A 20621-nucleotide genomic window follows, 5' to 3' on the forward strand; every position below is an offset into this window, starting at 1 on the left:
GCCTCAACTCCGCAACGGCCCGTCCTCGCGGAAGAACCGCTCGACGTCACCGCGCCCGCGGAGCACGTGCACCTCCGCCCGCCCCGCGTGCCGGGCGACGGCCGCCATGACCACGGGCAGGCCGCTCCGGCGGTAGGAGAGCACCCACCGCCAGAAGGCGAGGTTCTCGCGCGAACGCCGCAGAGCGCGCCACGCGCACAGCCAGAGCGGGAAGTCGAGCACGATGACCGTGTCGGCCTCCGCGAGCCGGATCTCCAGGACGTCGTACGGGCCGAGGTCGCCGTCGAGGATCCAGCGCGGCTCCCCGGCCAGGCCGCGCTGCACCTCCGCCCACCGGTCCTTCGCCATCGGCGCGAGCCCGTCCGTCCAGAACCGTGCGTCCAGCTCGACGACCGGCAGCCCCAGCGCCCGCCCCAGCCGCTCCGCGAACACCGACTTCCCGGCGCCGCCCCGCCCGAGCACCACGACCCGCTCCACGCCGTCTCCGCTAGCAGGAGACGCTGACCGTGGGGCCGTCGGTGATGTGGCTGGAGATCCAGCCGTTCCACGTCGAGAGGCTGCCGTAGTACTTCCCGGTCCCGCTGCACGGCGCCCAGTAGGCCACCGAGCCGCCGCCGTCGTAGAAATAAGTCGAGTTGTCGAGGACCTGGTCCGGTCCCGTGCGGGAGCGGAAGAGCGTCACGAAGTACGTCGAGTTCCCGCAGCCGGAGACCGTCGCCCCCACGACGACCTGGTTCCCGCTCTTGAACGGCGCGCTCACCGAGATGGAGCACGCCGCCGCTGCCGGAGAGGCGGGAAGGATCACGGCGGCCGTTCCGATGAGGACGCTCGCCGCGGACACCGCGGCACACTTACGAAGGGTCATTCCCGGAGTCTAGGCAGCACCAGTCCGAAATGTCCTGGCCGGAATCGTCCGCCGGAACGCGGCGAGGCCCGCGTCCCTGAGGGGAGGCGGGCCTCGGCGGAGTGCGGGGAGGCTAGTTCACGCCGACCAGGTCGACGACGAAGATGAGGGTCTCGTTCGGCTTGATGGCGCCGCCGGCGCCGCGGTCGCCGTAGCCCAGGTGCGGCGGGATGACCAGCCTGCGGCGGCCGCCGACCTTCATGCCCTGCACGCCCATGTCCCAGCCCTTGATGACGCGGCCGGTGCCGAGCGGGAAGTCCAGGGTGCTGCCGCGGTTCCAGGAGGCGTCGAACTCCTCGCCCGTGGAGAAGGCGACGCCGACGTAGTGGACGCTCACGGTCGAGCCCTTGGTGGCCTCGGCTCCGTCGCCGACGCTCAGGTCGGTGATCTCGAGGTTGCTGGGCGGGGTGCCCTCGGGGAAGTCGATCTCGGGGCGTTCAAGCGCCATCGGTGAGGCTCCAAGTCAGAGTGGTTAAGGACAACGAGCAAGGCTACTAGCACTAGGCGTCGCGCTTCTCGAAGAGGACGTAGGCGATCACGAGAAGGATCACGACGTAGAGGCAGAAGACGCCGAAGCCCGTCCAGGGGGCGAGGGAGGTGGTCTGCGGATGGGTGTTCATGATCGCGCTGCCCGCGTTGGACGGCATGAACTTCGCGACGGTCCTGCCCCAGGAGCCCGGCAGGAAGTTCGCGAAGATCGGCAGCACGAAGACGATGCCCAGCGCCAGGCTGACCGCGCCCGCGGTGTGCCGCAGGATCGCGCCGAGCGCGTAGGCGAACAGGCCGACGAGCGCCAGGTACAGGCCGCCGCCGATGACCGCGCGCAGCACCCCGGGATCGCCGATCGAGCCGTTGAGATGCTTCGAGGAGAAGATGAGCTGGCTGAGGAAGTAGGAGACGAACGTCGAGACCAGGCCGATGACCATGGCCACCAGCACCAGGACGAGCGCCTTGGCGACGAAGTACCTGCCGCGCTTGGGAACCGCCGTCAGCGAGGTGCGGATCATGCCCGTGGCGAACTCCGGTGTGATCACCAGCACTCCGAAGACGGCCATGACCAGGATGCCGAACACGCTCGCGCCGAGCATCCCGAAGGCCGTCGGATCGAAGGCGATCCGGTCCTCGGCGTCGAGGCTGTCGTAGGACGTCGCGAACAGGGCCGCGAACGCCGCGCTCAGCCCGATCGAGACGGCCAGCGTGCCGAGGCCCGTCCAGTAGGTCGACCTGACGGTCCGGATCTTGGTCCATTCGGAGCCGAGGACGTTCCCGAACCCCGGCTTCCTGACGGCCCCCGCGGCCGGAACGGTCGCGGTGCTCACAGCCCGCCTCCCATCGGAACACCGGCGTGGTATTCGACACTGTCGCCGGTCAGGTGCATGAACGCCTCTTCGAGCGAGGCCTGGACGGGGGAGAGTTCGTGCAGGCGGACCCCCGCCTCACCGGCGGTGTCGCCGATCGTCCGGGCGTCGCCGCCCTTCACCAGGAACGCCCCGTCCGGCTGGACCTCGACCGACATCCCCCGGTTGACGAGCCGCGGCCCGAGGACGTCCGGCTGCGGGGTCCTGACGATCACGTACTGGTCGGAGTTGGCGTCGATGAACTCCTGGACGCCCGTGTCCGACAGGATCCGGCCGCGCCCGATGACCACCAGATGCTCGGCCGACAGCGCCATCTCCGACATCAGGTGGCTGGAGACGAAGACCGTCCGGCCCTCGGCGGCGAGCCCCTTCATGAGGTTGCGGATCCAGAGGATGCCCTCGGGGTCGAGGCCGTTGACCGGCTCGTCGAACATCAGCACGCCCGGATCGCCGAGCAGCGCGCCCGCGATGCCGAGCCGCTGCCCCATGCCGAGAGAGAACCCCTTCGACGCCTTCTTGGCGACCTCGCCGAGCCCGACCAGCCCGAGCACCTCGTCGACCCGGCGCCTGGGGATCGCGTTGGACTGCGCCAGGCACAGCAGGTGGTTGTAGGCGCTGCGCCCGCCGTGGACGGCCTTGGCGTCGATCAGCGCGCCGACCTCGCGGAGCGGCGCCGACAGGTCCCGGTAGTCCCTCCCGTTGACCTTGACGCTCCCCGCCGTGGGCCGGTCGAGACCCAGGATCATCCGCATCGTGGTGGACTTGCCCGCACCGTTCGGGCCGAGGAAGCCGGTGACGATGCCGGGCCGCACCTGGAAGTCGACATGATCGACCGCCAGCTTCGCCCCATAGCGTTTCGTTAGACCCTGCGCCGTAATCACGCACCCCGGTCTACCAGCGGAAACGTGATGCGCCTCGCCATCATGGCGGAGCCATCGGCGGGAATTTACCGCGACGTGAGCCGGTTTCTACCGTTGTGAAGATCGAGATCTTTTCTGATGTCGTATGCCCGTGGTGCTACCTCGGACAGGCCCGTTTCCGCCAGGCGGTGGCGGCCTTTCCCGGCGAGGTGGAGATCGTCTGGCGGCCGTTCCAGCTCGACCCGTCCACGCCGGTCCCGTCGCCGGGGCCGGCCGACGTCTGGCTGGAGGAGAAGTTCGGCGGCTCCGAGCAGGTCGCGAACGCCCACTCCAGGCTGCGGGCGCTGACCGGGGCGGAGGATCTGCCGTACGAGCCCGAGAAGGCGCTGCGGGTGAACAGCTTCGACGCCCACCGGGTGAGCTGGTACGCCGGGGAGCAGGGCGTCCAGGACGCGGTCGTGGCACGGCTGTTCCGGGCCCACCACGCCGAGGGGCGGGACGTCTCCGACCCCGCGACGCTCGCGAAGATCGGCGAGGAGGCGGGGCTCCCGGGCGTCGCGGAGCTGCTGGCCTCCGACCGGGGCAGGGCCGAGGTGGGCGAGCAGATCGGACGGGCGCAGTCGCTCGGGATCAGTGGCGTTCCCTTCTTCCTCTTCGAGGGCAAGTGGGGGGTCTCGGGGGCTCAGCCGACCGAGGTGTTCACTTCCGCTCTCGAAGAAGTGGCCGAGAATCTGGCGTGACGATCAGATCGGCGATGGTGCCGTCGGTCGTGAAGTGGTGCCGCTCGCGCACCGACCAGGCGTCCCAGGAGGGGAGGATGGCCGGTCCGTCGCGCCGTTCGGCCCGGCGGCGGCGGACGTCGTGCGGGGCGTCGACCCAGATCCGCAGGGCCGCGGGGCAGCCCCGCCAGGCCGCCCCGACACCCTCCAGCACGAGGAAGGCCGCGACCGGGATCTCCCTGGCCGGGCCGTGGTCGCCGGTGCGCCAGTCGTAGGGGTGGAACGTGGCCGGACGGCCGGCCGCCAGCTTCGCGAGGAGCGGCTCGGCCCGCGGCCACCAGGCCAGCGGGTCGCCGTCCCAGGGGACGGGGAACTCGTCCGAGCCGAGCAGCGGCGCGTCCAGGGCGGCCGCCAGGCGGCGGGCGAAGGTGGACTTGCCCGCGGCGCTGGGACCGTCGACGGCGATCAGCCGGATCGCGCCCAGCGACGGCCGGGTGCTCTCCAGCAGCGCCGCCGGGGTCAGGTCCATGCCTTCCATGGTCTCAGGGGATACTTCGTCACCGGAGGTGGGGAATGTCGGGACCGCTGGACGGGCTGCTCGTCGTCGATCTCAGCAGGGTCGTGGCCGGGCCGCACGCGACCCAGACGCTGGCCGACCTCGGCGCCCGGGTGATCAAGGTGGAGCAGCCGGGGGAGGGCGACGAGACCCGCGGCTGGGGGCCGCCGTTCGCCGACGGGGTCAGCACCTACTACCTGTCCTGCAACCGGGGCAAGGAGTCGATCGCCCTCGACCTCAAGGACCCCGCCGACCACGGTGTCCTGCTGCGGCTGGTGGAGCGGGCCGACGTGCTGGTGGAGAACTTCAGGACCGGCGTCATGGACCGGCTCGGGCTGGGGTTCGGGCGGCTCACGGAGATCAACCCCCGGCTGGTGATCATGTCGGTGACGGGGTTCGGGCACGACGGTCCCGAGGGCGGGCGTCCGGGATACGACGCCATCGTGCAGGGCGAGGCCGGGCTGATGAGCGTCACGGGCCCGCCGGGGGAACCGAGCAAGGTCGGGCTGTCGGTCGCCGACGTCCTGGCCGCCCAGAACGCCGTCTCGGGGATCCTCGCCGCCCTGTACGAGCGGGAGCGCACCGGGCGCGGGCAGGTCGTCAGGACCTCGCTGCTGGCCTCGGTCGTCGCCGCGCACGCCTTCCAGGGCACCCGCTGGACCGTCGCCGGGGAGGTCCCGGTCTCCCTCGGCAACGACCATCCCTCGATCGCGCCCTACGGGACCTTCCGCTGCGCCGACGGCCTGCTCCAGATCGGCGTCGCCAACCAGGCGATCTGGCGGCGGTTCGCCCCGCTCGCCGGCCTCGACCCCGACGACCCGCGCTATGCCGCGCTGCCCGGCAGGACGGCCCGCCGCGCCGAGCTCACCGCGGAGATCGAGACCGCCCTCGCCGCCGCCCCGCGCGCGACCTGGCTGGCCCGCTTCGAGGCCGCAGGGGTCCCCGCCGGGAGCATCCGGTCCATCGACGAGGTCTACACCTGGGAGCAGACCCGCTCCCAGGGCCTGGTCGTGACGGTCGACCATGCCGCCCTCGGCCCGATCGAGCTCCCGGGCCCCGCCCTCCGCTTCGACGACCACGCCCTGGAACCGTCGGCGCCGCCCCTGCTCGACGAACACGGCGACGCGATCCGCGCCTGGCTGGAGAAGAGAGAGGATGAGGGACGTGAACCGGTTGCTGGGTGACGAGCGGGACCAGAAGCTGACGATCGCCGGTGAGGTGCTCGGCAGGCAGGAGCTGATGGCCAGGGCCGCCGGGGTGGCCGGGCGGATCAGCGGGGCCGGGTGCGTCGCGGTCAACGCCACCGCGAGCGCCGACACCGTGGTCGCCGTGGTCGGGGCGCTGCTGGCCGGGGTGCCGGTCGTGCCGCTGCCGCCCGACTCCGGGATCGGGGAGCGGCGGCACATCCTCGGCGACTCCGGTGCCGAACTGCTGCTCGGCACCGATGACCTCGGCCTCCCGGCCGTGCCCGTCACCGGGACCGGCGACGGGTCGTTCACCGAGCCGCCGGCCGGGGCGACCGGGCTGATCCTCTACACCAGCGGGACGACGGGGCCGCCCAAGGGCGTCCTGATCTCGCGCGGGGCGATCGCCGCCGGGCTCGACGCGCTCGCCGAGGCCTGGGCGTGGACTCCGGAGGACCGGGTCGTGCACGGGCTGCCGCTGTTCCACGTCCACGGGCTGGTGCTCGGCGTGCTGGGCGCCCTGCGCGCCGGATCCGAGCTGGTGCACACCGGGCGTCCCACGCCCGAGGCGTACGCGGCGGCCCGAGGATCGCTGTACTTCGGGGTGCCGACGGTCTGGTCGCGGCTGGCCTCCTCCGCAGTGGCCGGTGAGCTGCGCGGCGCCCGGCTGCTCGTGTCCGGCAGCGCGCCGCTGCCCGCGCCGGTCTTCGCCGAACTGGAGGCGCGCACCGGGCACCGGCCGGTCGAGCGGTACGGCATGACCGAGACCCTCATCACGATCAGTGCCCGGCACGACGGCGAACGCCTTCCCGCCTGCGTCGGGCTCCCGCTGCGCGGCGTCGAGACCCGGCTGGTCCACGAGGACGGCTCCCCGGCCCCGCGCGACGGCGAGACCCCCGGTGAGCTCGTCGTCCGCGCACCGATGATCTTCAACGGCTACCTGAACCGCCCCGAGGCCACCGCCGAGGCGCTGCGCGACGGCTGGTTCCACACCGGCGACATCGCCACCGTCGACGCCGGCGGACGGCACCGGATCGTCGGCCGCGCCTCCACCGACCTCATCAAGAGCGGCGGCTACAAGATCGGGGCGGGCGAGGTCGAGAACGCCCTGCTGGCGCATCCGGCCGTCCGCGAGGCCGCCGTGCTCGGCACCCCCCACCCCGACCTCGGCGAGCAGGTCACCGCCTTCGTCATCGCCGACGGGGTGAGCGCCGCGGATCTCATCAGCCATGTCGGCACGACGCTCTCGGCGCACAAGCGGCCCAGGACCGTCCACTTCGTCGACGCCCTCCCGCGCAACGCCCTCGGCAAGGTCCAGAAGAAGCTGCTGCGCTCATGACCGACGCGCGACGGCTGGTGGAAGTGACCCTCGACCCGGGCGGCACGCGCTCGTGGGACACGCCCGTCACCGCTCCGGCCGGATACGCCGCGCAGTGGCGGGAGGCGTGCGAGCGCAGCGGCTGCGACGAGGCCGTCATCACCGGCGAGGGCGCCCTCGGCGGCCGCAGGGTCGCGTTCGTGGTGAGCGAGTTCGCGTTCCTCGCCGGATCGATCGGGGTGGCGACCGCCGACCGCATCGTGGCGGCGGTCGCCCGCGCCACCCGTGAGGGCCTGCCCCTCCTGGCCGCGCCCTGCTCGGGCGGGACCCGTATGCAGGAGGGGACGGCCGCGTTCGTGCAGATGGCGCGCATCACCGCGGCCGTCATGGTCCACCGGCGCGCCCGGCTGCCCTACCTCGTGTACCTCCGGCATCCGACGACCGGCGGCGTCCTGGCCTCCTGGGGCTCCCTCGGCCATCTCACCGCCGCCGAGCCCGGCGCCCTCATCGGCTTCCTCGGGCCGCGGGTGTACGAGGCGCTGCACGGCGAGCCCTTTCCCGAGGGGGTGCAGCGGGCGGAGAACCTCGCCGACCGGGGGATCGTCGACGCCGTCATCCGGCCGGAGGACCTGCGGCCGGTCGTCCGGCGCGTCCTGGACGTCCTGTGCGCACCGGGGAAGGCCGCGCGGCCCGGGCCGGAGACGGCCGCGAGCCCGGGGCCGCCCGCCGGGGCCTGGGAGGCCGTCGAGCGGACCAGGAGGGAGGGGCGGGCCGGGGTCCGTGAGCTCCTCGCCGCCGCGGGCGACCTCACCGTGCTCTCCGGGACGGGCGAAGGAGAGGACGATCCCGGGCTGAGACTGGCCCTGGCCTCCTTCGGCACGGCGCGCTGCGTCGTCGTCGGGCAGGACCGGTGCAGCCGTCGCGAGGGCCATCCGATCGGGCCGGGCGGGCTGCGGGTGGCGCGGCGCGGGATGCGGCTGGCCGCCGAGCTGGGGCTGCCGCTCGTGACCGTCGTCGACACCCCGGGGGCGGTGCTGTCGGCCGAGGCGGAGAACCGCGGGCTGGCCGGGGAGATCGCCCGCTGCCTCGCCGAGCTGACCGTCCTGGACACCGCGACCGTCTGCCTGCTGCTGGGCGAGGGAGCCGGCGGGGCGGCGCTGGCCCTGCTGCCCGCCGACCGGGTGCTGGCCGCCGAGAACGCCTGGCTGGCGCCGCTGCCGCCCGAAGGAGCCTCGGTGATCGTGCACCGGACCCCGGAGCGCGCCCCCGAGCTGGCCGAGGCCCAGGGCATCAGGGCCGCCGACCTGCTCGCCCGCGGCATCGTCGACCGGATCCTCGCGGAGGAGACCACCGCGCTCACCGCCGGGATCGAGACGGCCGTGCGCGAGGCCTCGGCGCTCACCGGCGACCGCCTGGCCGTCAGGGCCGCCCGCTTCGCCTTCCCTTAGAGCCTGCGGTGGTCGAGTGCGGGGATCACCGCGCGGACCTTGCCGGTGAGGGTGAGGTCGGCGTTGAGGGTGCGGACGCACGGGAACGGGCCCAGGTCGGTGACGACCGTGCCCATCGGGTCGATGAGAAGGCTGCGGCCGACGCCGGTACGGGCGCCGCGGGGCGGGTCGGAGCGGTCGGGTGCCTTGCCGACCGCGACGGTCCAGACGGTGTTCTCGATCGCGCGGGCCCGGACCAGCGTGGTCCAGTGCTCCTCCTTGAAGTTCCCCTCCGCCCAGGCCGCCGCGATGACCAGGACCTCGATGCCCCGGTCGATCAGGGCGCGGGCCAGCTCGGGGAAGCGCACGTCGTAGCAGGTCATCAGGCCGATCGTGGTGCCCGCGACATGGACGATCACCGGCTCGTCGCCCGCCGCGACCGTCGCGGACTCCGCGAAGGCGTAGGCGTCGAACAGATGGATCTTCCGGTAGGAGCCGGTGAGCTCCCCGGTCTCGGAGATCACGACCAGGGTGTTGTACACGCGGCCGTCGGCGGCGGGCTCGAAGACCCCCGCGACCAGGGCGATGCCCCTCTCGGCCGCCAGCTCGCGCAACCCCGTCACGAAGGGGCCGTCGAGCGGCTCGGCGAAGTCGGCCAGCCGGTTGCCGAAGCGGACCATGGTCGCCTCGGGGAAGACCGCCAGCTCGGCACCCGGGCACTTGGCCAGGGCGGCCCGGACGGCGGCCAGGTTCTCCTTGGGGTCGTCCCCGACCTCGATCTGACACAGACCAATGCGCATGCGCCCAGTCTGCCCGAATCCCGGAGCCCGGAGACTCCGCGGACGGGCACGGAGACCCGTGAGACACGTCCTAGGCTGGGCGCGTGAACGGACCGCTGGTGGGGCGCATGCAGGGCTTCGGGACGACGATCTTCGCGGAGATGTCCGCGCTGGCCGTGAGGACCGGGGCGATCAACCTCGGGCAGGGCTTCCCCGACGAGGACGGGCCCGCCGGGGTCCTGGCGGCCGCGGTCGCCTCGATCGAGGGCGGCGGCAACCAGTACCCGCCGGGACCGGGCCTGCCCGTGCTGCGGCGGGCCGTCGCGGAGCAGCGGCGGGAGCGGTACGGGCTGGACTACGACCCCGACACCGAGGTCCTCGTCACCGTGGGCGCGACCGAGGCCATCGCCTCGGCGGTGCTGGCGCTCACCGAGAACGGCGACGAGGTGATCGCGTTCGAGCCGTTCTACGACTCCTACGCGGCGACGATCGCCCTGTCGGGGGCGGTGCTGAGGCCCGTCACGCTCCGGCCGTCCGGGGGGCGGTTCACCTTCGACCCCGGAGAGCTGCGCGCGGCGGTCACCCCGAGGACCCGGGCGATCCTGGTCAACACCCCGCACAACCCGTGCGGCACCGTGTTCACCGGGGAGGAGCTCGCGGAGATCGCGGCGCTCTGCGTCGAGCACGACCTCGTCGCCATCACCGACGAGGTGTACGAGTACCTGACCTTCGACGACGCCGTCCACCGGCCGCTGGCCGCCTTCGAGGGGATGCGCGAGCGGACCGTCTCGATCTCCTCGGCCGGCAAGACCTTCTCGGTGACCGGCTGGAAGACCGGCTGGGTCTGCGCGCCCGCCCGCTACGTCGACGCGGTCCGGACGGTCAAGCAGTTCCTCACCTACGTCGGCTCCGGGCCGTGGCAGGAGGCCGTCGCGCACGGCCTCGCCCACGAGCTGGACTGGGTGGAGGCGCTCCGCAAGACCCTCCAGTCCAAGCGCGACCGGCTGATGACCGGGCTCGAGGCGGCCGGGTTCACCGTCCTCCGCCCGCAGGGCACCTACTTCGTCCAGGCCGACATCAGCGGCCTCGGCCACACCGACGGGCTGACCCTCGCCCGCGCCCTGCCCGAGCTGGCGGGGGTGGTCTGCGTGCCGACCCAGGTGTTCTACGCCGATCCGTCGCGCGGTGCCCGGTACGTCCGCTTCGCCTTCTGCAAGAAGGACGAGGTCATCGACGAGGCCGTCGCCCGCCTCCGCCGCCTCTGACCACGACGAGTGTTCACAAGAGCGCTCTGGGCCACGAGGATTGGTTATACCCTTCCGGACGTGGCAGGACCGACTATTCCGCAACCCCAGTTCCCCAACGACGACGGGAACGCCGACCCACGGCTCGCCGCCGCCCTCGCGGCCTACGCGTCCGGGCGGGCGGGCGAGCACGGGGTGATCAGCGAGCTGTACGAGAGCCGGCTGCTGGTGCCGATCGTCGCGGTCCTCACCGAGGCGGAGGAGGTCGACGGGCTGCGCCGGGAGAAGGAGTCCGACATGGCCCTGCCGACCCTCATCGGCCAGGACGGGCGCCGAGGCGTCCTCGGGTTCACCTCCATGCGGACCATGAAGATGTGGAACCCCGACGCCAGGCCCGTCCCCATCCACGCCAGGGACGCCTGCAAGGCCGCCCTCGACGAGGAGGCCGACGCCCTGGTCGTCGACGTGGCCGGGCCGATCCCCTTCGCCGTCGACGGGGTCAGGCTCCATCTGCTCGCCGAGGGCCGCCCGATCCCGCCGCTGCACGAGGACCCCGACGTCCTCGCCGCGATCGAGGCCGCCTTCAGCCCCGAGACCGAGGTGACGGGCGTCCGGGTGGGTCCCGGCAAGGGCGCCGAGCTGTCCGTCCGCTTCGCGATCGCCCCCGGAGCCGACGAGCAGGGCGCCATCCGCAGGGTCGGCGACCGTCTCGCCGACGTCCTGCGCGGCCGGATCGTCGGCGGCATCGAACTCGGGGTCTTCCGCCGCTAGGGTGCGCCCATGGAGGAGATCGCCCCCCGGGATCCCTGGTTCGACCCCGTGCGCGAGCGGCCGTGGGCCGTCACGGGGGTGGCCGTGGCCGTCTGCGCGCTGATCACCTGGCGGCTGGGCTGGCGCAGTGATCTTCCGGCGTTCCTGGTCCTCGGGGTGGGCGGCACCCTGCTCGCGGTGATCGACGTGGCGCTCAAGAGGCTCCCCGACCCGCTGACGCTGCCCGGGGCCGCGATGATCCTCGCCCTGCTGGCCCTCTCGGGGGAGGGGAGCCCGGCCGGGGCCGTCTACGGGGCGCTCGGGCTGTTCGCCTTCTACGGGATCCAGTGGTTCGCCCTGCCCGGCCACATCGGGCTGGGCGATGTGAAGCTCGCGCTCTCGCTCGGCGCGCTGCTGGGCTGGCTCGGGCTCGGCGCCGTGATCGGCGGGGTCGTCGCGATCCATCTGCTGGGCGGGCTGTGGGCCGCCGGAGTGATCGTTTCCCGGCGGGGCGGGCTCGGGGCCGGCATCCCGTTCGGGCCGTTCATGGTGGGGGGAACCCTCGCCGCGGTGCTGATCTACGCCTGATCCCGTCTCGACCCGTGGACGGGGTGGCCGCGCCAGGGCGGGGGAGATGGAAGAATTACCAGTATGTTGCGCTGGTTGACCGCTGGAGAGTCGCACGGCCCCGCCCTCGTCGCGATCGTGGAGGGGATGCCCGCGGGCGTCCGCGTCACGTCCGCCGACATCGCCGAGGGGCTGCGCCGCCGCCGTCTCGGCCATGGCCGGGGCGCCCGCATGAAGTTCGAGCAGGACAAGGTGACGATCGTCGGCGGCATCCGCCACGGCCAGACCCTGGGCGGGCCCGTCGCCATCGAGGTCGGCAACACCGAGTGGCCCAAGTGGGAGACCGTGATGTCGCCCGACCCGGTCGACCCCGAGGTCCTCGCCGCCCAGGCCCGCAACGCCCCGCTGTCGCGGCCCCGGCCCGGCCACGCCGACCTCGCGGGCATCCAGAAGTACGGCTTCGACGACGCCCGGCCGATCCTCGAGCGCGCCAGCGCCCGGGAGACCGCCGCCAGGGTCGCGCTCGGCGAGGTCGCCAAGAACTTCCTGAAGCAGGCGCTCGGCGTCGAGGTCTTCAGCCATGTGGTCTCCCTCGGCGAGGTCGAGGTCCCCGCCGACGCCCCGCTCCCCGAACCCGGCGACCTCGCCGCGATCGACTCCAGCCCGGCCCGCTGCTTCCACGCCGAGACCGACGCGGCCATGGTCGCCCACGTCGACGAGCTCAAGAAGGCCGGCGACACCATCGGCGGCGTCGTCGAGGTCCTCGCCTACGGGCTCCCGCCCGGCCTCGGCAGCCACGTCCACTGGGACAGGCGCCTCGACGCCCGCCTCGCCGGGATCCTCATGGGCATCCAGGCGATCAAGGCCGTCGCGGTCGGCGACGGCTTCGAGACGGCCAAGAGGCCCGGCACCCGCGCCCACGACGAGATCGACAACACCCCCGAGGGCGTGCGCCGCCGCACCAACCGGGCGGGCGGCATCGAGGGCGGCATGACCACCGGCGAGGTCCTGCGGGTCCGCGCCGCGATGAAGCCGATCTCCACGGTCCCGCGCCAGCTCGACACCATCGACGTCCTGACCGGCGAGCCCGCCAAGGCGATCAACCAGCGCAGCGACGTCACGGCGGTTCCGGCCGCGGGCGTCGTCGCCGAGTCCATGGTCGCGCTCTGCCTGGCCGACGCCGTGCTGGAGAAGTTCGGCGGCGACCATGTCGAGGAGACCGCCCGTAATGCCCGCGCCTACCTCCAGTCCCTGGTGGTGAAGTAATGGCTCCCGTCGCCGTCGTCATCGGACCGCCCGGATCGGGCAAGACCACCATCGGCACCGGCCTCGCCGAGCTGCTGGGAGTCCCGTTCCGCGACACCGACCTCGACATCGAGGTCCTGGCCGCCAAGCCGATCAGCGAGATCTTCATCGACGACGGCGAGCAGGCCTTCCGCGAGCTCGAGCGGCGGGCCGTCGCGGCGGCGCTGGAGGAGCACGGCGGTGTCGTGGCCCTCGGCGGCGGCGCGATCCTCAGCGAGGAGACCCAGGCGCTGCTCGCCGGGCACACCGTGGTCTACCTCGAGGTCTCCCTGTCCGAGGCGGTCAAGCGCGTCGGGCTCAACTCCGCCCGGCCGCTGCTGGTGCTGAACCCCCGCTCCCAGCTGCGCAAGCTCCTCGACGAGCGGCTCCCGATCTACGAGCGCCTCGCCAAGATCACCGCGGTCACGACGGACCGGACCCCGGAAGAGGTCGTCGCCGACCTCGCCGCCGGGCTCTCCGCGGAGGGCGCCCGATGACGGTCAGCCGGATCACCGTGCACGGTGACGAGCCCTACGACGTCGTCATCGGCACCGGGATCCTCGGTGAGCTGCCGGGACTCGTGGGGGAGCGGCCGCGGAGCGTCGCGGTCGTCCACGACGAGGGGCTGCCGGAGATCGCCAGGCCCGTCCTCGGGGTGCTGGAACAGGCCGGATACCTCGTCCACTCCTTCGCGGTGCCCAGCGGGGAGAGGTCCAAGGACGTCTCCGTGCTGGCCCGGCTCTGGTCGGAGTTCGCGGCCGCCGGGATGACCAGGACCGACGCGGTCGTGGGCGTCGGCGGCGGGGCCACCACCGACCTGGCCGGGTTCGCCGCGGCGTCCTGGCTGCGCGGGGTGCGGTGCGTGCTCGTGCCGACGACCCTGCTGGCCATGGTCGACGCGGCCGTCGGCGGCAAGACCGGGATCAACATCCCCGAGGGCAAGAACCTCGTGGGGGCGTTCGCGCCGCCCGCGGGCGTCCTGTGCGACCTGACCACGCTGATGACGGTGCCGCGCGAGGACTACATCTCCGGCCTCGCCGAGACGATCAAGGCGGGGTTCATCCGCGACCCGCGCATCCTGGAGCTGGTGGAGGCCGACCCCGAGGGCGCCGCGCGTCCCGACGGGCCGCACACCCGCGAGCTGGTCGAGCGGGCCGTCCAGGTCAAGGCCGACGTGGTCGGCGCCGACCTCAAGGAGGCCGGGCTCCGCGAGATCCTCAACTACGGCCACACCCTGGCCCACGCCATCGAGAAGGCCGAGGACTACCGGTTCCGGCACGGCCACGCCGTCGCCATCGGCTGCGTCTACGCCGCCGAGCTGTCCCGCCTGGACGGCCGCATCGACGACGCCCTCGTCGAGCGCCACCGCGCGGTGTTCTCCTCGGTGGGCCTGCCGGTCGTCTACGGGGCCGACGCCTGGCCCGAACTGCGCTCCACCATGAACATCGACAAGAAGACCAGGGGCGCCACGCTCCGCTTCGTCGTCCTCGACGAGCTCGGCGAGTGCGGCCGGCTGGCGGGCCCCGCCGAGGACGTCCTGACCGCGGCCTACGCCCGCGTCTCCCGCTAGGAGCCCCGATATGACGCGTGTCCTGGTCCTGAACGGCCCGAACCTCAACCGGCTCGGCACCCGCGAGCCCGAGGTCTACGGTGCCGACACGCTCGCCGACCTGGCCAAGCTCTGCGCCGAGACGGGCCGGGAACTCGGCCTGGACGTCGACTTCCGGCAGACCAACGACGAGGCCGAGATCGTCGGCTGGATCCACCAGGCCGTCGACGACCGGACGCCGATCATCCTGAACCCGGCGGCCTTCACCCACTACTCCTACTCGCTGCGCGACGCCCTCGCCCAGCGCACCGCCCCGCTCATCGAGGTGCACCTCTCCAACCCGGCCACCCGCGAGGAGTTCCGCCACACCTCGGTCGTGGCGGGCGTCGCCACCGGAACCATCGCCGGATTCGGCACCGCCTCCTACACCCTGGCCCTCCGTGCCCTGGCCGACCTCCTGTGAGTTAGCTTGATGGCCTCCCCACCCCCCTCGGAGGCCGTCATGACCAAGCAGGACCGTGTGCTGTGCGTGCTCTACCTCGCGGTCGCCGCGGGCGCCCTGGTCGCCACGTGGTCGCAGAACATCCGGTTCTTCCTGCGGGACGGCGACGGCGGATTGTGGGGCTTCATCGAGGCCTGCTACGCCAATCCCGCCGCTGCCTCGATCACCAACGACGTGATCTTCGTGCTGCTCGCCGCGTGGATCCTCATGTGGGTCGAGTCCCGCAGGCTGAAGATCCCCCACCTGTGGGCGTACTACCTGCTCTCGCTCGGCATCGCGATCAGCGTGACCTTCCCGGTCTTCCTCTACGCCCGCCAGCGCCGCCTCGCAGTGCTCCGCGCCACCGCCCCCGAACCCGCGGCCTGACGCGCGGCCCGTCCGGGCCGGCGGGATCCGCGGTCAGCCGGGCTTCTGGGTGAGCGCGCTGTAGACGATGAGCTCCAGCTCCGCCGCGACGTCGTCGAGGGGCTGCGGGTCGTGGCGGGCCCGGCTGAGGATGGTCGCGCCCTCCACCGCCGAGACGATCAGGGTGGCGAGACGGGCGGCCCGCGCCGGGGTTGCCCCGCCCGCCGTCAGGCCGAGGGCCAGGGCGTCCTGCCAGCGCTGGAAGGCGGCCGAGGCCGCCGCCGCGAGCTGGGGCGCGTCCTCGTGCGACTCGATGGTGACGGCCGTGATCGGACAGCCCGCCTGGAAGTCCGACTTGATCAGGACCCGCCGCCACCAGCCGACGAAGGCGTGCATGGCCGCGACGGGATCGCCCTCGCCGATGGCCGACTCGGTGCCCGCGGCCACGAAGTCGCCCGCGTAGCGGACGGCCTCCTCGGCGAGCTGCACCTTGCCCCCGGGGAAGTGGTGGTAGATCGAGCCGCGCGGCGCGCCGCTGTGGGCGATCACGTCGCGGAAGCCCGTCCCGCTGTAGCCGCGCTCCCGGAAGAGGTACGCGGCGCTGCGCACCATGCGCTCCTTGGCACTCACCCCCTCATTATGACTCCCGTCATATTGACGCCGGGCCCGGTTGTGGACATCCTCCCTATGACAGTCGTCATAACCTTGGGGGATGACCATGGATCTCAGCACGATGACCGGCCTGGAAGTCCTCCAGGCCATGGTCGACCTGGGCGAGGAGTCGAAGATCGGCATCGGGAGCCTGCTCGGGATGCGGGCCGAGAGCCTGGAGCCCGGCAAGGTCGTCTTCTCGCTGGAGCCGCGGCCCGACTTCAGCAACCCCCTCGGGACCGTCCACGGCGGCGTCCTGTCGACCTTGCTGGACTCGGCGATGGCCTGCGCGGTCCACGCCTCGCTCCCGGCCGGCGCGGGCTACACGACGCTCGAGCTCAAGGTCAACTTCATTCGGCCCGTCCCGATCAGCGGCGGGCTTCTGACCTGCGAGGGGACCGTCGTCCACGGCGGGCGCAGGGTGGCGACCACCGAGGGCCGCATCGTGGACGCGAATGGCAAGCTGGTCGCACACGGCACCAGCACCTGCATGATCTTTCCGGCGGAGGCATAAATGGCGATCACCCTGAAGCCCGAGGACGGCAACGTCCACGTCCTGCGGCTGGACGACGGCGAGAACCGGTTCACCCAGGACTACCTGGAGTCCATGAGCGTCTGCCTCGACGAGCTGGAGCGCCTGGACGGCAACGCCGCCCTGGTCACCACCGGCGTGGGCAAATTCTTCTCCAACGGCCTCGACCTGGACTGGGTCGGCGCCAACCCCGACGGCATGGGCGCCTACGTCCACCGGATCCAGGACGTCTTCGCGCGCCTGCTGAGCCTGCCGATCCCGACCGTGGCCGCGGTCAACGGGCACGCCTTCGCGGGCGGCGGGATGCTGGCCCTGTGCCACGACTTCACGGTGATGCGCTCGGACCGGGGCTGGTTCTGCCTGCCCGAGGTCGAGATCGGCATCCCGTTCACCCCCGGCATGTCGGCGCTGATCCAGTCGCGGCTGAGCAAGGCGACCGCCCACGAGGCCATGGTCACCGCCCGCCGCTACACCGGCGCCGAGGCCGTCGAGGCGGGGCTGGCCAAGCAGGCCGTCCCGGAGGCCGAGGTGCTGCCGCGGGCGATCGCCCTGGCCGCCTCCCTGGCCCCCAAGGCGGGCCCGACCATGGCGAAGATCCGCACCGGCATGTACCGGGACGTGATCGAGGCCCTGCGCGGCTCTCTCGGCTGACCCCGGCCTGCCGCACTCTCTCTGACGAACGGCATACTGAACCGGATTCGGTTTGCCGGAGCTCCACACTTCGAGGATGGGACCACCACATGCGCATCGGAATGCCGCTGAGCTACTCGGGCGGGTTCAAGGAAGCCGTCGCCGAACTCGCCGACTACGAGCGGGCGGGCCTGGACGTCGTCCATGTCGCCGAGGCCTACAGCTATGACGCCGCCAGCCAGCTCGGCTACATCGCCGCCAAGACCGAGCGTCTGGAGATCGCCTCCGGCATCTTCAACATCTACTCCCGGACGCCCAGCCTGATCGCGATGACCGCGGCCGGCATCGACTACATCTCCGAGGGCCGGTTCACCCTCGGGCTCGGCGCGTCGGGCCCGCAGGTCATCGAGGGCTTCCACGGCGTTCCCTACACCGCTCCGCTGGGCCGCACCCGCGAGGTCATCGACATCTGCCGCGAGGTCTGGAAGCGCGAGAAGCCGCTCGAGTACGACGGCAAGCACTACAAGCTCCCGCTGCCCGCCGACAAGGGCACCGGCCTCGGCAAGCCGCTCAAGCTGATCAACCACCCGGTGCGCTCGGACATCCCCGTCGAGATCGCCGCCATCGGCCCGAAGAACGTCGAGCTGACCGCGGAGATCGCCGACGGCTGGCAGCCGATCTTCTTCCTGCCCGAGAAGTGCGACGAGGTCTGGGGCGACTCGCTGCGCGCCGGCTTCGCCAAGCGCGACCCGGAGATCGGCAAGGACTTCAACATCAACGCCCAGGCCTTCCTGGCGATCGGCGACGACGTCGAGGGCTTCCTGGAGTTCGGCCGCCCGATGGCCGCCCTCTACATCGGCGGCATGGGCGCCAAGGGCAAGAACTTCTACAACGACCTCTGCCGCCGCTACGGGTGGGAGAAGGAGGCCGACGAGATCCAGGAGCTCTACCTGGCGGGCAAGAAGAAGGAGGCCGCCGAGAAGGTCCCCTTCGAGCTGATCAAGAACATGTCGCTCATCGGCCCCGAGTCCTGGGTCAAGGAGCGCCTCCTGGCCATGAAGGCCGCGGGCGTCACGACGATCAACGTCAACCCGATCGCCGCGGACCACCAGGCCAAGCTGAAGCTGGTCGAGCAGATCAAGACGCTCGCCGCCGACGTCTGACAGGTCCTTCCCGAAGGGCCCCGGCACCGAGTGCCGGGGCCCTCCGCCTTTTCCGGGCACAGGACCGCGCGCCTTTCCTGTCAGCCGGTGCAAAAAGGTGAGGACCCGGTGTGCGGAAAGCGCGCGAAAGGGACCCGGCGGAAGGTGGAAAGCGCGCATTTCCGAGTGGTGGAATCATCGCGAAGTGCGTGCTCCGGGGTGCCGGTGATTGTGCGAATACTGCGTAGACTCTGGTCCTGGATGTGTGGATCACTATGGGTTTATGCGTTACCGGCTGATTGATCACGACCTTCCCGACGAGGCGATGGCGGCACTCGTCGCGCTTCTGCGGGAGAACGCGGAGCTCGCCGCGCTGGAGTCCGTGCGGGAGATCGAGGAGCGGCTGCCGGTGTTCCGGCGCCCCGACGATCCCCGCTACCGCGACATCCTGCTGCTGACGGTGAACTGGACGGTCGGGCAGTTCATCGATCTGATCGAGGACTCCGACGATCCGCTGGAACGGCTGCTCGGCTACTGCCGCGAGCTCGGGGCGGTGACCGTCAAGGAGGGCATCGAACCCGAGGCCTGGCAGGCGGCCTTCCGGATCGGCGCGGGGACGTCGATCCAGCTGCTCAGCGAGGCGGCGACCAAGTATCCGGGGATCACCGCGGCCCTGATCGGCCAGGTCGCCCAGCGGGTCCTGGGCTACCTCGACGAGATCACCGCGGCCATGGCGGCCGGGCACGCCGAGGGGCTCGCGGTCCTCCAGCGCGGCGGCGTCGACGTCAACGAGCGGCGGCGCAGGCTCGTCGAGGCGCTGCTGGAGCCCGAACCCGACCGGGACGTCCTGCGGGAGCTGGCCCTGGACGCCCAGTGGCGGATCCCGCGGCGGGCCGCGGTCGTCGCCCTGCGCAGGCGCGACCGCACCCGCCGGCCGTCGGTGCCGGCCGACGCGCTGTCCGGCCTGCACCTGGAGGAGCCGTGCCTGATCGTCGCCGACCCCGACGGGCCCGGCCGCAGACGGGCCCTGGAGACCGAGCTGGGGCGGGGCTGGACGGCCGCCATCGGCCCGACGGAGCAGGTCACGGGCCTCGCCCGCTCCCGTGACTGGGCCCGGCGGGCCCTGCACCTGGCCCGCTTCTGCAAGATGGACGGCCCCGGCCTGGTCGTCGCGGCCGACCACATCCCGATGATGGTCGCGGTCAAGGACCGGGACATGCTGGAACACCTGGTCGCCGCGCGCCTCGGCCCCCTGCTGGAGCTGCGCGACCCGCAGCGCCTGCGGCTGGCCGAGACCCTGCTGGCCTGCCTCGAGTGCAGCTTCAACGCCAACGAGGTGGCCGGGCATCTGCATCTGCACGCCCAGACCGTCCGCTACCGGCAAAGGCAGATCCTCGCGCTGTTCGGCGACGTGATCCACGCACCGGAACGGCGCCTCGAACTGATCCTGGCATTGCGTTACTGGAGGGCCGGAACGGTTGGCCATATGTGAGCCGGACTTTCGCGTGTTTAGCGAATTGTCCGGTGACCGGTGCCCCGAGGCGACCGTAGTTTACGCAGCCGAAACCTCTTCCGGTTTCTTCTGGTACGAGAGGAAGAACGCGTGAACGCGAAGAAGAACAGAGCCGCCACGGGCGTCGCCGCCTCCGCGGTCGGCTGCCTGGCCCTCGGCCTGCTGGGCGCCCTCGGCGTCGCGGGACAGGCCTCGGCCGCCCAGATCGACGTGACCTTCAAGTGCTCCTTCCCGATCGTCGGGGAGCAGGACGTGAAGAGCACGGTGAGCATCCCGATCCCGGAGACCATCCCGGTCAACACGCCGAGCGGCAAGCTGCCGATCACGGCCGTCTCCACGATCAACGAGGACACCGTCTCGGGCATGGGCCTGGTCGGCGGCGCGTCCCTCGAGGGCAAGGGCGTCTCCAAGGCCACGATCGTCGCCCCGACGATCAACCTCTCGCCGCAGGTGCCCGTCACCATCGACAAGACCGCGGTCCCCGCGTCCGGCGAGATGAAGGTGACCGCGGTCGGCTCCTCGCCCTCGCTGACCTTCCCACAGGCGGGCGCCGGCAAGATCACCCTGACCGGGCTCTCGCTCGGCCCGCTGACCCTGCGCGACAGCGCCGGAGCCCCGATCCAGCTCGTCGCGGGCCAGGACACCTTCGACGCCCCCTGCACCCTGGTCGGCGGCGGCACGACCCTCGCCGACTTCACCGCGGGCGGCACGCCCACTCCGCCGACCCCGACCCCCACCCCTCCCACCCCCACCCCGACTCCGCCGACCCCGACCCCCACCCCGACTCCTCCCACCCCGACGCCCACG

Annotated in this window: 25 protein-coding genes; 17 read left to right on the forward strand and 8 right to left on the reverse strand. The window is 72.1% G+C overall.

All coding sequences use genetic code 11. The annotated features are described in order from the left end of the window. Positions 1-3: 3 nt before the first annotated feature. From ABD785_RS19460 to ABD785_RS19480, 5 genes are all read right to left on the reverse strand, one after another. On the reverse strand, positions 4-477 hold the full coding sequence (locus ABD785_RS19460; protein WP_344830055.1) for a P-loop NTPase family protein: 474 nt from the start codon (positions 475-477) through the stop codon (positions 4-6). A 10-nt stretch (positions 478-487) separates the two neighbouring features. Next, on the reverse strand, positions 488-865 hold the full coding sequence (locus ABD785_RS19465; RefSeq protein ID WP_344830057.1) for a hypothetical protein: 378 nt from the start codon (positions 863-865) through the stop codon (positions 488-490). A 112-nt stretch (positions 866-977) separates the two neighbouring features. Continuing rightward, positions 978-1352 (reverse strand): FKBP-type peptidyl-prolyl cis-trans isomerase, encoded by a 375-nt coding sequence (locus ABD785_RS19470; RefSeq protein WP_344830060.1) that lies wholly within the window; start codon positions 1350-1352, stop codon positions 978-980. A 52-nt stretch (positions 1353-1404) separates the two neighbouring features. Then, the gene (locus ABD785_RS19475) at positions 1405-2223 is read right to left on the reverse strand and encodes an ABC transporter permease subunit (protein WP_344830063.1); all 819 of its coding nucleotides are present in this window, start codon (positions 2221-2223) and stop codon (positions 1405-1407) included. Further along, the gene (locus ABD785_RS19480; RefSeq protein ID WP_344830065.1) at positions 2220-3143 is read right to left on the reverse strand and encodes an ABC transporter ATP-binding protein; all 924 of its coding nucleotides are present in this window, start codon (positions 3141-3143) and stop codon (positions 2220-2222) included. Before ABD785_RS19480 ends, ABD785_RS19475 begins: the two co-directional genes overlap by 4 nt. Before the next feature lie 95 nt (positions 3144-3238). Here ABD785_RS19480 and ABD785_RS19485 point away from each other — a divergent pair, with 95 nt between their 5' ends. Beyond that, the gene (locus tag ABD785_RS19485; RefSeq protein WP_344830067.1) at positions 3239-3862 is read left to right on the forward strand and encodes a DsbA family oxidoreductase; all 624 of its coding nucleotides are present in this window, start codon (positions 3239-3241) and stop codon (positions 3860-3862) included. Here the strand turns inward: ABD785_RS19485 and ABD785_RS19490 are convergent. Further along, a complete protein-coding gene (locus tag ABD785_RS19490; RefSeq protein WP_344830069.1) occupies positions 3822-4370 on the reverse strand; it encodes a (d)CMP kinase in 549 nt (182 codons plus the stop codon). The two genes, ABD785_RS19485 and ABD785_RS19490, sit on opposite strands and share 41 nt — an antisense overlap. A gap of 44 nt (positions 4371-4414) precedes the next feature. On the opposite strand from ABD785_RS19490, the gene ABD785_RS19495 reads away from it, so the two are divergent. The 3 genes from ABD785_RS19495 to ABD785_RS19505 are packed head-to-tail and all read left to right on the forward strand — an operon-like array spanning position 4415 to position 8347. Next, positions 4415-5581: a CaiB/BaiF CoA transferase family protein gene (locus ABD785_RS19495; protein ID WP_344830071.1), complete on the forward strand. Its 1167-nt coding sequence runs from the start codon at positions 4415-4417 to the stop codon at positions 5579-5581. Further along, positions 5562-6920 (forward strand): acyl-CoA synthetase, encoded by a 1359-nt coding sequence (locus tag ABD785_RS19500; RefSeq protein ID WP_344830073.1) that lies wholly within the window; start codon positions 5562-5564, stop codon positions 6918-6920. Before ABD785_RS19495 ends, ABD785_RS19500 begins: the two co-directional genes overlap by 20 nt. Continuing rightward, a complete protein-coding gene (locus ABD785_RS19505; RefSeq protein WP_344830075.1) occupies positions 6917-8347 on the forward strand; it encodes a carboxyl transferase domain-containing protein in 1431 nt (476 codons plus the stop codon). The genes ABD785_RS19500 and ABD785_RS19505 overlap by 4 nt, the downstream gene beginning before the upstream one ends. Here ABD785_RS19505 and ABD785_RS19510 read toward each other — a convergent pair. Further along, positions 8344-9126, reverse strand: coding sequence for a carbon-nitrogen hydrolase family protein (locus ABD785_RS19510; RefSeq protein WP_344830077.1), 783 nt, complete (start codon positions 9124-9126; stop codon positions 8344-8346). The two genes, ABD785_RS19505 and ABD785_RS19510, sit on opposite strands and share 4 nt — an antisense overlap. An 83-nt stretch (positions 9127-9209) precedes the next feature. On the opposite strand from ABD785_RS19510, the gene ABD785_RS19515 reads away from it, so the two are divergent. The 8 genes from ABD785_RS19515 to ABD785_RS19550 all read left to right on the forward strand — a co-directional run bounded on the left by ABD785_RS19515 (position 9210) and on the right by ABD785_RS19550 (position 15367). Further along, entirely contained in the window at positions 9210-10370 is a 1161-nt protein-coding gene (locus tag ABD785_RS19515) for a pyridoxal phosphate-dependent aminotransferase (RefSeq protein WP_344830079.1), read from the forward strand. A 60-nt stretch (positions 10371-10430) separates the two neighbouring features. Beyond that, positions 10431-11120, forward strand: coding sequence for an SseB family protein (locus ABD785_RS19520; protein ID WP_344830081.1), 690 nt, complete (start codon positions 10431-10433; stop codon positions 11118-11120). Between the two features lie 9 nt (positions 11121-11129). After that, positions 11130-11687 (forward strand): prepilin peptidase, encoded by a 558-nt coding sequence (locus ABD785_RS19525; RefSeq protein WP_344830084.1) that lies wholly within the window; start codon positions 11130-11132, stop codon positions 11685-11687. A 63-nt stretch (positions 11688-11750) separates the two neighbouring features. Continuing rightward, on the forward strand, positions 11751-12932 hold the full coding sequence (aroC, locus tag ABD785_RS19530; protein WP_344830087.1) for a chorismate synthase: 1182 nt from the start codon (positions 11751-11753) through the stop codon (positions 12930-12932). Further along, on the forward strand, positions 12932-13447 hold the full coding sequence (locus tag ABD785_RS19535) for a shikimate kinase (protein ID WP_344830090.1): 516 nt from the start codon (positions 12932-12934) through the stop codon (positions 13445-13447). The genes aroC and ABD785_RS19535 overlap by 1 nt, the downstream gene beginning before the upstream one ends. Next, entirely contained in the window at positions 13444-14520 is a 1077-nt protein-coding gene (gene aroB, locus ABD785_RS19540) for a 3-dehydroquinate synthase (protein ID WP_344830093.1), read from the forward strand. The genes ABD785_RS19535 and aroB overlap by 4 nt, the downstream gene beginning before the upstream one ends. Positions 14521-14530: 10 nt before the next feature. After that, entirely contained in the window at positions 14531-14962 is a 432-nt protein-coding gene (gene aroQ, locus ABD785_RS19545) for a type II 3-dehydroquinate dehydratase (protein ID WP_344830096.1), read from the forward strand. Between the two features lie 39 nt (positions 14963-15001). Further along, a complete protein-coding gene (locus ABD785_RS19550) occupies positions 15002-15367 on the forward strand; it encodes a DUF2834 domain-containing protein (RefSeq protein WP_344830098.1) in 366 nt (121 codons plus the stop codon). A gap of 33 nt (positions 15368-15400) precedes the next feature. Here the strand turns inward: ABD785_RS19550 and ABD785_RS19555 are convergent, their stop codons facing one another. Continuing rightward, on the reverse strand, positions 15401-15976 hold the full coding sequence (locus tag ABD785_RS19555) for a TetR/AcrR family transcriptional regulator (RefSeq protein ID WP_344830100.1): 576 nt from the start codon (positions 15974-15976) through the stop codon (positions 15401-15403). Between the two features lie 82 nt (positions 15977-16058). Here ABD785_RS19555 and ABD785_RS19560 point away from each other — a divergent pair, with 82 nt between their 5' ends. The 5 genes from ABD785_RS19560 to ABD785_RS19580 form a co-directional block, all read left to right on the forward strand. Beyond that, positions 16059-16511, forward strand: coding sequence for a PaaI family thioesterase (locus tag ABD785_RS19560; RefSeq protein WP_344830102.1), 453 nt, complete (start codon positions 16059-16061; stop codon positions 16509-16511). Beyond that, a complete protein-coding gene (locus tag ABD785_RS19565) occupies positions 16512-17180 on the forward strand; it encodes an enoyl-CoA hydratase/isomerase family protein (RefSeq protein ID WP_344830105.1) in 669 nt (222 codons plus the stop codon). 89 nt (positions 17181-17269) lie between these two features. Further along, positions 17270-18322: an LLM class F420-dependent oxidoreductase gene (locus ABD785_RS19570; RefSeq protein WP_344830108.1), complete on the forward strand. Its 1053-nt coding sequence runs from the start codon at positions 17270-17272 to the stop codon at positions 18320-18322. A 262-nt stretch (positions 18323-18584) separates the two neighbouring features. Next, a complete protein-coding gene (locus ABD785_RS19575) occupies positions 18585-19793 on the forward strand; it encodes a PucR family transcriptional regulator (protein ID WP_344830110.1) in 1209 nt (402 codons plus the stop codon). Between the two features lie 111 nt (positions 19794-19904). Then, positions 19905-20621 (forward strand): DUF6801 domain-containing protein (locus tag ABD785_RS19580; RefSeq protein WP_344830112.1); only part of this gene is annotated, 717 nt, incomplete at its 3' end.

Origin of the sequence: Actinocorallia longicatena, assembly GCF_039534125.1 — a bacterium.
GTDB lineage: Bacteria > Actinomycetota > Actinomycetes > Streptosporangiales > Streptosporangiaceae > Actinocorallia > Actinocorallia longicatena.

Excerpts from the sequence above, each read along its gene's own strand:
- ABD785_RS19510 (WP_344830077.1), bottom strand. The coding sequence starts at position 9,126 with ATGCGCATTGGTCTGTGTCAGATCGAGGTCGGGGACGACCCCAAGGAG.
- aroQ (WP_344830096.1), top strand. The coding sequence starts at position 14,531 with ATGACGCGTGTCCTGGTCCTGAACGGCCCGAACCTCAACCGGCTCGGC.
- aroB (WP_344830093.1), top strand. The coding sequence starts at position 13,444 with ATGACGGTCAGCCGGATCACCGTGCACGGTGACGAGCCCTACGACGTC.
- ABD785_RS19565 (WP_344830105.1), top strand. The coding sequence starts at position 16,512 with ATGGCGATCACCCTGAAGCCCGAGGACGGCAACGTCCACGTCCTGCGG.
- ABD785_RS19550 (WP_344830098.1), top strand. The coding sequence starts at position 15,002 with ATGACCAAGCAGGACCGTGTGCTGTGCGTGCTCTACCTCGCGGTCGCC.
- ABD785_RS19525 (WP_344830084.1), top strand. The coding sequence starts at position 11,130 with ATGGAGGAGATCGCCCCCCGGGATCCCTGGTTCGACCCCGTGCGCGAG.
- ABD785_RS19575 (WP_344830110.1), top strand. The coding sequence starts at position 18,585 with ATGCGTTACCGGCTGATTGATCACGACCTTCCCGACGAGGCGATGGCG.
- ABD785_RS19495 (WP_344830071.1), top strand. The coding sequence starts at position 4,415 with ATGTCGGGACCGCTGGACGGGCTGCTCGTCGTCGATCTCAGCAGGGTC.
- aroC (WP_344830087.1), top strand. The coding sequence starts at position 11,751 with ATGTTGCGCTGGTTGACCGCTGGAGAGTCGCACGGCCCCGCCCTCGTC.
- ABD785_RS19490 (WP_344830069.1), bottom strand. The coding sequence starts at position 4,370 with ATGGACCTGACCCCGGCGGCGCTGCTGGAGAGCACCCGGCCGTCGCTG.
- ABD785_RS19465 (WP_344830057.1), bottom strand. The coding sequence starts at position 865 with ATGACCCTTCGTAAGTGTGCCGCGGTGTCCGCGGCGAGCGTCCTCATC.
- ABD785_RS19505 (WP_344830075.1), top strand. The coding sequence starts at position 6,917 with ATGACCGACGCGCGACGGCTGGTGGAAGTGACCCTCGACCCGGGCGGC.
- ABD785_RS19470 (WP_344830060.1), bottom strand. The coding sequence starts at position 1,352 with ATGGCGCTTGAACGCCCCGAGATCGACTTCCCCGAGGGCACCCCGCCC.
- ABD785_RS19560 (WP_344830102.1), top strand. The coding sequence starts at position 16,059 with ATGACCATGGATCTCAGCACGATGACCGGCCTGGAAGTCCTCCAGGCC.
- ABD785_RS19570 (WP_344830108.1), top strand. The coding sequence starts at position 17,270 with ATGCGCATCGGAATGCCGCTGAGCTACTCGGGCGGGTTCAAGGAAGCC.
- ABD785_RS19535 (WP_344830090.1), top strand. The coding sequence starts at position 12,932 with ATGGCTCCCGTCGCCGTCGTCATCGGACCGCCCGGATCGGGCAAGACC.